This is a genomic window from Embleya sp. NPDC059213 (assembly GCF_042754445.1).
Classification (GTDB): Bacteria; Actinomycetota; Actinomycetes; order Streptomycetales; family Streptomycetaceae; genus Embleya.
This window is the reverse complement of sequence record NZ_JBHZAV010000293.1, coordinates 1-8,083: the sequence shown is the minus strand read 5'-3', so window position 1 is coordinate 8,083 and position 8,083 is coordinate 1. Positions and strand designations below refer to the sequence as shown.

The 8,083-nt window shown below is 72.3% G+C and carries 6 protein-coding genes and 1 pseudogene; 1 reads left to right on the top strand and 6 read right to left on the bottom strand.

Annotated features, from left to right (window positions below):
- Positions 1-134 precede the first annotated feature (134 nt).
- The 4 genes from ACFXMF_RS45420 to ACFXMF_RS45405 all read right to left on the bottom strand — a co-directional run bounded on the left by ACFXMF_RS45420 (position 135) and on the right by ACFXMF_RS45405 (position 6,035).
- Positions 135-1,295, bottom strand: a complete 1,161-nt coding sequence (locus tag ACFXMF_RS45420; protein WP_380021221.1) for an acyl-CoA dehydrogenase family protein — start codon at positions 1,293-1,295, stop codon at positions 135-137.
- A 101-nt stretch (positions 1,296-1,396) separates the two neighbouring features.
- Positions 1,397-2,389 (bottom strand): hydroxymethylglutaryl-CoA lyase, encoded by a 993-nt coding sequence (locus ACFXMF_RS45415; protein ID WP_360312680.1) that lies wholly within the window; start codon positions 2,387-2,389, stop codon positions 1,397-1,399.
- Positions 2,389-4,419, bottom strand: coding sequence for an acetyl/propionyl/methylcrotonyl-CoA carboxylase subunit alpha (locus ACFXMF_RS45410; RefSeq protein WP_379989896.1), 2,031 nt, complete (start codon positions 4,417-4,419; stop codon positions 2,389-2,391). Before ACFXMF_RS45410 ends, ACFXMF_RS45415 begins: the two co-directional genes overlap by 1 nt.
- A gap of 11 nt (positions 4,420-4,430) precedes the next feature.
- Positions 4,431-6,035 (bottom strand): carboxyl transferase domain-containing protein, encoded by a 1,605-nt coding sequence (locus ACFXMF_RS45405; RefSeq protein ID WP_360312676.1) that lies wholly within the window; start codon positions 6,033-6,035, stop codon positions 4,431-4,433.
- A 77-nt stretch (positions 6,036-6,112) separates the two neighbouring features.
- On the opposite strand from ACFXMF_RS45405, the gene ACFXMF_RS45400 reads away from it, so the two are divergent.
- Complete coding sequence (locus ACFXMF_RS45400) at positions 6,113-6,676, top strand: TetR/AcrR family transcriptional regulator (RefSeq protein WP_360312674.1); 564 nt, start codon at positions 6,113-6,115, stop codon at positions 6,674-6,676.
- A gap of 26 nt (positions 6,677-6,702) precedes the next feature.
- Here ACFXMF_RS45400 and ACFXMF_RS45395 read toward each other — a convergent pair whose 3' ends face one another.
- Together ACFXMF_RS45395 and ACFXMF_RS45390 are read right to left on the bottom strand one after the other, a co-directional pair.
- The gene (locus ACFXMF_RS45395; protein ID WP_360312672.1) at positions 6,703-7,212 is read right to left on the bottom strand and encodes a hypothetical protein; all 510 of its coding nucleotides are present in this window, start codon (positions 7,210-7,212) and stop codon (positions 6,703-6,705) included.
- 241 nt (positions 7,213-7,453) lie between these two features.
- A pseudogene (locus tag ACFXMF_RS45390) lies at positions 7,454-7,981 on the bottom strand (alpha-ketoglutarate-dependent dioxygenase AlkB family protein); the annotation flags it as partial.
- Positions 7,982-8,083 lie beyond the last annotated feature (102 nt).

Genomic DNA, 8,083 nt, shown 5'->3' with positions numbered 1-8,083 from the left:
GAGCCCCGTTATTCCGTGTTTTGTGGTTGTGGGGGGGTCTGTTTTTTTTTTTTACCACACCCCCCGCGGCCGGGGCCGGGGCCCGCGGGGGGGGGCGCGCGTCCGGGGTGGCCGGCGTCGATGTCCCGTCGTGATCAGCGCGGCAGGCCCAACTCGCGGTCGATCAGCATGCGCTGGACCTCGCTGGTGCCCTCGCCGATTTCGAGGATCTTGGCGTCGCGCCAGAAGCGGGCCACCGGGTATTCGTTCATGAAGCCGTAGCCGCCGTGGATCTGGGTGGCTTCGCGGGCGTTGTCGACGGCGCTTTCCGAGCTGTACAGCTTGGCCAGCGCGGCCTCCTTCTTGAAGCGCTCGCCGTGCACCAGCAGCGAGGCCGCGTGCCGCCAGGCCAACCGGGAGTTGTGGGCGCGCAGTTCCATGTCGGCGAGCTTGAAGGCGATCGCCTGGTTGGCGCCGATCGGCCGGCCGAACGCCTCGCGTTCGCCGGCGTAGCGCACCGATTCGTCCACGCAGCCCTGGGCCAGCCCGGTGGCCAACGCGGCGATGGCCACCCGGCCCTCGTCCAGGATGGACAGGAACTGGGCGTAGCCCCGGCCGCGTTCGCCGAGCAGGTTCTCGGCGGGCACGCGCACGTCGGTGAAGGACAGTTCGCGGGTGTCCGAGCAGTTCCAGCCGACCTTGGAGTACGGCGGCGCCACGGTGAAGCCCTTGGTGCCGGAGGGCACGATGATCGTGCTGATCTCCTTGCCGCCGTCGCCCTTGGTGCCGGTGACCGCGGTGACCGTGACGAAGCCGGTGATGTCGGTGCCGGAGTTGGTGATGAAGCACTTGCCGCCGTTGATCACCCACTCCCCCGCCGCCTCGTCCAGGCGCGCGGTGGTGCGCGTGGCGCCCGCGTCCGAGCCGCCGCCGGGCTCGGTCAGGCCGAAGGCGCCGAGCATTTCCCCGCTGGTCAGCTTGGGCAGCCAGGTCTGCTTCTGCTCCTTGGTGCCGAAGCGGTGGATCGGCATCGCGCCCAGCGAGACGGCCGCCTCCAGGGTGATCGCGACCGAGGAGTCGACGCGGGCCAGCTCCTCCAGGACCAGGCCGAGCGCGAGGTAGTCGCCGCCCATGCCGCCGTACTCCTCCGGGAAGGGCAGCCCGAACAGGCCCATCCGTCCCATCTCGCGCACGATGGCGTACGGGAATTCGTGCTTCTCGTACAGCTCGCCGATCGCGGGCGCGATCACGTCCTTGGAGAACTCGGCGACGGTGCGCCGCAGTTGCTCGTACTCGTCGTCGAGGCGGTGGTCCAACATGGGGCAGGCTCCCGGATTCGGTGTGCGGGGCGGCTCGGCGCGCTCGTGGCGGCACCGGTCCTTCGGAGGGTGGTCGGTCGGCTGCGGGTGTGCAGCCGTCAGGAGTTCGGGTCGGGCAGCACCAGGCCGTGTGCGTCCACCCGCTTGCCGATCAGCGCCTGGACCGCGCGCGAGGGGCTGGGGCGGCCGAGCAGTTCGGCCATCCAGACGCTGGTGGCGACCAGTTCGCCCAGGTCGACGCCGGTCTCGATGCCCAGGCCGTGCAGCATCCAGACCAGGTCCTCGGTGGCCAGGTTGCCGGTCGCGCTGTCCGCGTACGGGCAACCGCCCAGGCCGCCGGCCGAGGCGTCCACGGTGGTCACGCCGAAGCGCAGCGCCGCGAGCGTGTTGGCCAGTGCCTGGCCGTAGCTGTCGTGGAAGTGCACCGCGATTCGCTCGGCCGGCACGCCGGCCTCGGCGAAGGCGGTCAGCAGGGCGGTGACGTGTCCGGGCGTGGCGGCGCCGATCGTGTCGCCCAGGCTGAGCTGCGAACAGCCCATCTCGATCAGGGCCTTGCCGACCCGGACCACCTGGTCGAGCGGTACCGGCCCCTCCCACGGGTCGCCCCAGCACATGGACAGGTAGCCGCGCGTGTCGATGCCGGCGGCGCCGGCCCGCTCGACCACGGGGGCGAACATGGCCAGCGATTCGGCCACCGTGCGGTTGAGGTTGCGCCGGGCGAAGGTCTCGGTGGCGCTGCCGAACACCGCGATGCGATCGGCGCCCAGTTCGAGCGCCCGGTCGAAGCCGCGCTCGTTGGGCACCAGCACCGGCAACCGGCGGTCCGCCGTCGCGATCTCGGCATCCGCCCGTACCGCCGCGAACACCTCTGCGGCGTCCGCGAGTTGGGGCACCCACTTGGGTGGTACGAAGCTGGTCACCTCGATCGTGCGCAGACCCGCGCGGGCCAGCCGGCGGACGAACTCGATCTTGGCCTCGGTGGGCACCACCCCGGATTCGTTCTGCAATCCGTCCCGGGCACCCACCTCGTGGATGAACACCCGCTCCGGCAGCCCGGATTCGCGGTGTGTATCCGGCAATCGTCGCGTCATCAGGCCCTCGCCTCCCGGTCGAGCGATCCATCGGGCGAGCCGGCGGGCGACCCGTCGAGCGCTTCTCCGCCCGGTGCGGCCGGCGCCGCATCCGGCGTCACCACCGCCAGCGTCTGGTCCATCGCCACCGACGCGCCGGCCGCCACGCCGATCTCGGTGACCACACCGTCGAACGGCGCGGTCAGCGCGTGTTCCATCTTCATCGCTTCCACCACGACCACGGTCTGGCCGCGGCCGACCCGGTCGCCGACCGCGGCCTTGACCACGGTCACGGTGCCCGGCATCGGCGAGGTCAGCGCGCCACTGGCCGCCGCACCGCCGGCCGCCTCGGCCCGCACGGTGTCCACCTCGCTCACCCGCCAGGTGTCCGGCCCGTACGCGAGCCAGCGCACCCCGGACGACTCGGCGACGTAGTCGAAGCGCCTGGTCAGGCCGTCGTGGCCGACCGCGAGCCCCCCGGGCACCACCTGCACCGACGCCGGCACCGGCGGGCCGCCGTCCACGGACACCTCGCCGCCGCGCACCCGCACCTCGATCGGCTCACCCGGCCCGATCCGCAACACGTGCGTGTCCCAGGCCGGCCCGCCGATCCGCCACCCGGTCTGCGCCGAGAACGGATCCGCCCAGCCGGTGCCGGTCCCGCGTTCGGCCCGCGCCGCCAGCGCCGCGGCGACCGCCACCTCCGGCGGGGCCGGGTGCCCGGTCAGGTCGTCCGTCCTGGCCTCGACCAGCCCGGTGTCCAGGTCGCCCGCGAGCACCGCCGGGTCACCCAACAGCCGGTACAGGAAGCCCAGGTTGGTGGTCACGCCCAGCACCCGGGTCTGCGCAAGTGCCGCCCGCAGTCGGCTGATCGCCGTCGCCCGGTCGTCGCCGTAGGCGATCACCTTGGCCAGCATCGGGTCGTAGGAGCTGCCGATCTCGCCGCCCTCGCGCAGCCCGGAGTCCACCCGGACGCCCTCCAGGTCCGGCTCGCACACCGTCAGCACCCGGCCGCCGGTGGGCAGGAAGCCCCGGTCGGGGTCCTCGGCGTAGATCCGCGCCTCGACCGCGTGGCCGTGCATGGACACGTCGGACTTGCCGATCGCGGCGCCTGCGGCGATCCGCAGTTGGCTCTCCACCAAGTCGACCCGGGTGACCAGTTCGGTCACCGGGTGCTCGACCTGGAGGCGGGTGTTCATCTCCATGAAGTAGAACGAGCCGGGATCCTCGGCCGGCACGATGAACTCGATGGTGCCCGCGTTCACGTAGCCGCAGGCCCGCGCGGCGCGCACGGCGGCGGCACCCATCGCGGCCCGGGTGTCCGCGTCCAGCAGCGCGGACGGGGCCTCCTCGATGATCTTCTGGTGTCGGCGCTGCAGGCTGCACTCGCGTTCGCCCAGGTGCACGACCGTGCCGTGGGTGTCGGCGAGCACCTGGATCTCGATGTGTCGGGGCCGGTCGATCCAGCGCTCGACCAGCAACGTGTCGTCGCCGAACGCGCCCTTGGCCTGCCGCCGCGCCGCCGCGATCTCGTCCGCGAGCAGCGCGCCGTCGTGCACCAGGCGCATGCCCTTGCCACCGCCGCCCGCCGACGGCTTGATCAGTACCGGGAAGCCGATCTCGCGGGCGATGTCCGCGAGTTCGGCATCGCTCATGCCGGCCGCACCGCCGCCCGGGACCACCGGGACGCCGAAGGCGGCGACCGTCTCCTTGGCCCGGATCTTGTCGCCCATCAGCTCGATCACGCCCGCCGGCGGACCGACGAAGACCAGTCCGGCCTGCTCCACGGCGGCGGCGAACGCGGCGTTCTCGGACAGGAATCCATACCCCGGGTGAATCGCCCGCGCGCCGGATCGCACCGCCGCGGCGACCACGGCGGCGACGTCCAGATAGCTGGGCACCGCGACCGCCACGTCCGCCTCGCGCACGTGCCGCGCGTCGGCGTCGCCCGGCCCGTAGACGGTGATCGCCCGCACGCCCATGCGGCGCAGCGTGCGGATCACCCGGACCGCGATCTCGCCTCGGTTGGCGACCAGTACAGCCTCGAACACGTCGTGACCCCTCACATCCGGAACAGACCGAATTGCGGCTGCGCCAGCGGCGCGTTTCCGCACGCCGTCAGCGCGAGCCCCAACACGGTGCGGGTGTCGAGCGGGTCGATGATCCCGTCGTCCCACAGCCGCGCGGTCGCGTAGTAGGCGTTGCCCTGCCGCTCGTACTGGTCGCGGATCGGCTGCTTGAACTCTTCCTCGCCGGTCCAGTTCCCGCCGCTCGCCTCGACCTGGTCGCGCTTGACCGTGGCGAGCACGGTCGCGGCCTGTTCGCCGCCCATCACCGAGATCTTGGCGGTGGGCCACATCCACAAAAAGCGCGGACTGTACGCGCGGCCACACATCGAGTAGTTGCCCGCGCCGTGCGAGCCGCCGATCACCACGGTCAGCTTGGGCACGCGCGTGGTGGCCACGGCGGTGACCATCTTGGCGCCGTGCTTGGCGATGCCGCCGTGCTCGTAGTCCTTGCCGACCATGAAGCCGGTGATGTTCTGCAGGAACACCAGCGGCACGCCGCGCTGGTCGCACAGTTCGATGAAGTGCGCGCCCTTGACCGCGGATTCGGCGAACAGGATGCCGTTGTTGGCGACGATGCCCACCGGGTGGCCGTGGATCCGGGCGAACCCGGTGACCAGCGTGGTGCCGTATTCGCCCTTGAACTCGTGGAAGCGCGAGCCGTCCACGATCCGGGCGATCACCTCGCGCACGTCGTAGGGTGTGCGCGCGTCGGGTGGGACCACCCCGTAGAGCCCGGCCGGGTCGACCGCGGGCGGTTCGATCTCGCGCACGTCCCATGGCAGTTGCGGGCGGTCGCCGAGGGTGCCGACGATGTCGCGGACAATCCGCAGCGCGTCCTTGTCGTCGCTCGCCAGGTGGTCGACCACGCCGGAGATGCGCGCGTGCACGTCGCCGCCGCCCAGGTCCTCGGCGCTGACCACCTCGCCGGTCGCGGCCTTCACCAGCGGCGGGCCGCCGAGGAAGATCGTGCCCTGGTTGCGCACGATCACCGTCTCGTCGCTCATCGCCGGCACGTACGCGCCGCCGGCGGTGCACGAGCCGAGCACCGCGGAGATCTGCGGAATGCCCTTGGCGCTCATCTGCGCCTGGTTGAAGAAGATCCGCCCGAAATGGTCCCGGTCGGGGAACACCTCGTCCTGCATCGGCAGGAACGCGCCGCCGGAGTCGACCAGGTACAGGCACGGAAGCCGGTTCTCCAGTGCGATCTCCTGCGCCCGAAGGTGCTTCTTGACCGTCATCGGGTAGTACGTGCCGCCCTTGACGGTCGCGTCGTTGGCCGCGATCACGCATTCGCGGCCGGCCACCCGGCCGACGCCCGCGATGATCCCGGCGGCCGGCGCGTCGCCGCCGTACATGCCGTCGGCGGCCAGTGGGGCCACCTCCAGGAACGGCGTGCCCGGGTCGAGCAACGCCTCCACCCGGTCGCGCGGCAGCAATTTGCCGCGCGCGGTGTGCCGCTCCCGGGCGCGTTCGCCGCCGCCCAGGGCGGTTGCCGCCAGCCGGTCGCGCAGCTCGCCGACCGCGCGTTCGTGTGCCTCCGCGTTGGCCCGGTACGTCTTCGCCCCCGGGTCGGCGGCTGTGCCGAGCACGCTCTCCATGACACCGCCTCAAGTTAACCTGCGTTCACCTGCCCCCGAGGTTAACCACGGTTAATCCGAGTGTCTAGCATGGACACATGACCATGAGCCGTCGAGAGCAGATCCTGCAGGTGGCAGCCCGACTGTTCGCCGAGCGCGGCTACCAGGGCGTGGGCATGGACGACATCGGCGCGGCGGTGGGCATCAGCGGCCCCGCGCTGTACAAGCATTTCCGGGGCAAGGAGGCGATGCTGACCGAGTTGCTGGTCGACATCAGCGAGAAACTCCTGGCCAGGGGGCGGGAGCGGGCCGCGATCGAGGATCCGGCGCAGGCGTTGGCGGCGCTGATCGAGGGGCAGGTCGACTTCGCGCTGCGCCACCCGGACCTGATCACGCTGCACGACCACGCGCTCAACCAGGTGCCCACGGCCGAGCGGCACCGGATCCGCCGGGTGCAGCGCGCGTACGTGGAGATCTGGGTCGACGTCGCCCTCAAGGCCCATCCGGGCCGACTGGAGGACCGCGAGGCGCGCGCGGCGGTGCACGCGGCCTTCGGCCTGATCAACTCGACCCCGCACACCCTGCGCACCCCGCAGCGCATCCTGGCGCCGATGTTGCACCGGATGGCCCTGGGCGCCCTCGCGGCGGCGGCGACGCCCTAGCGGCGAGGGGGCCGCCGGAGGTTGGCCTAACCGACCTCGTACGGGATGTCCACCGCGTCGGTGCGGCCGGACCAGGACAGGTCCAGGTGCCAGCAGCCGGGCGCGGGCAGGTCGATGTCGGCCGGGCCGGGGCCGTTCGCCAGCTCGCGGGTGACGAAGTGGCTGCCGCCGACCAGGGTCGCCTCGATGTGCAGCGCCCGGCTCGGCCGGTCGTCGTCGGTCGGGCCCGGGCGGGCCGCCCACAGGATCCTGCTGGGCCGGCCGGGCTTGGCCGGGGCCGAGTACGGATAGCCGAGCAGGATCGCGACGATCTCCCCGCGCGCGCCGAACACGTGCGGGGCGGACGCCCCCGGCGCGAGGCCCGAGCGCGCCCACCCGGGTAACTCCCCGCGGGCGACCGCGGACCGGCACGGGCCGGCGGCGGCCGCCGGCGACGCCGAGACCACCGCCTGATACCGGGCCGGGCCGCCACATGCCACCAGGGCCGCGGCACTCAAGGCGATGAGCGGACCGACCCGACGGCGTTGCGACGACATGACGCTCCCAACGGCTCGCCCGGTCGGCCCTGTTCGAGCCGCGACGATGCCTCGTGGTGGACCCGGACTCCCCCGAGGAATCCGAGGGGTGATCGACCGACTCCGTTCGGTTACTCGTACGAGAGTTCCCTTCCCGGGCGTGATCCGTCAACCCCGTCCCACGGGCAGAGACTGCGGGGCCGGGCGCGGCGACCCGAGGGTGGGTGCGGCGAGCGGGCTTGGCGGCCTCGGGGACGCGCCGTCATCGGCCGGGTCGACCCGATGCCCGGATGGTGATGTTGAGCCGGCCGCCGGCCAGGCCGGTGGCCGGATCCCCGGTGCCGGGGCGGATCCTGGGCACCCCGTGGTAGGCGAGCCGGGACGGGCCGCCGAACACCACGAGGTCGCCACCGTGCAGCTCCACGTCCGTCCACGGACGGGTGCGGGTCTCGGTGTTGCCGAAGCGGAACACGCAGGTGTCGCCGATGCTCAGCGACACCACCGGGGCCGGCGAGTCCTCGTCGGCATCCCGATGCAGGCCCATTTTCGCGTTCGCGTCGTAGAAGTTGACCAGGCCGATGTCGTACGGGTCGCTCGGGCTCGATCCGTACACCTCGGCCACCGCCCGCCGGGCCAACGCGCCCAGCAGCGGCGGAAAGGGCTTCACCCGCTCGCCGGTGGGCAGTTGCTCGGTGTAGCGATACGGCTCCCAGTACAGCCCCAGGCACACGCTGCGCACGCTCATCACGCCGCCCGAGGGCATCACCACGTGCCGCATACCGGCCGGGGGGGGGGGCCCCCCCCCCCCCCCCCCCCCCCCCAAGCGGCGGACGGGGTAGGTGGGGGCACTCCCCTAAACGGAAACCCCCCCGGCCCCGTGGTCCCCCCGCCG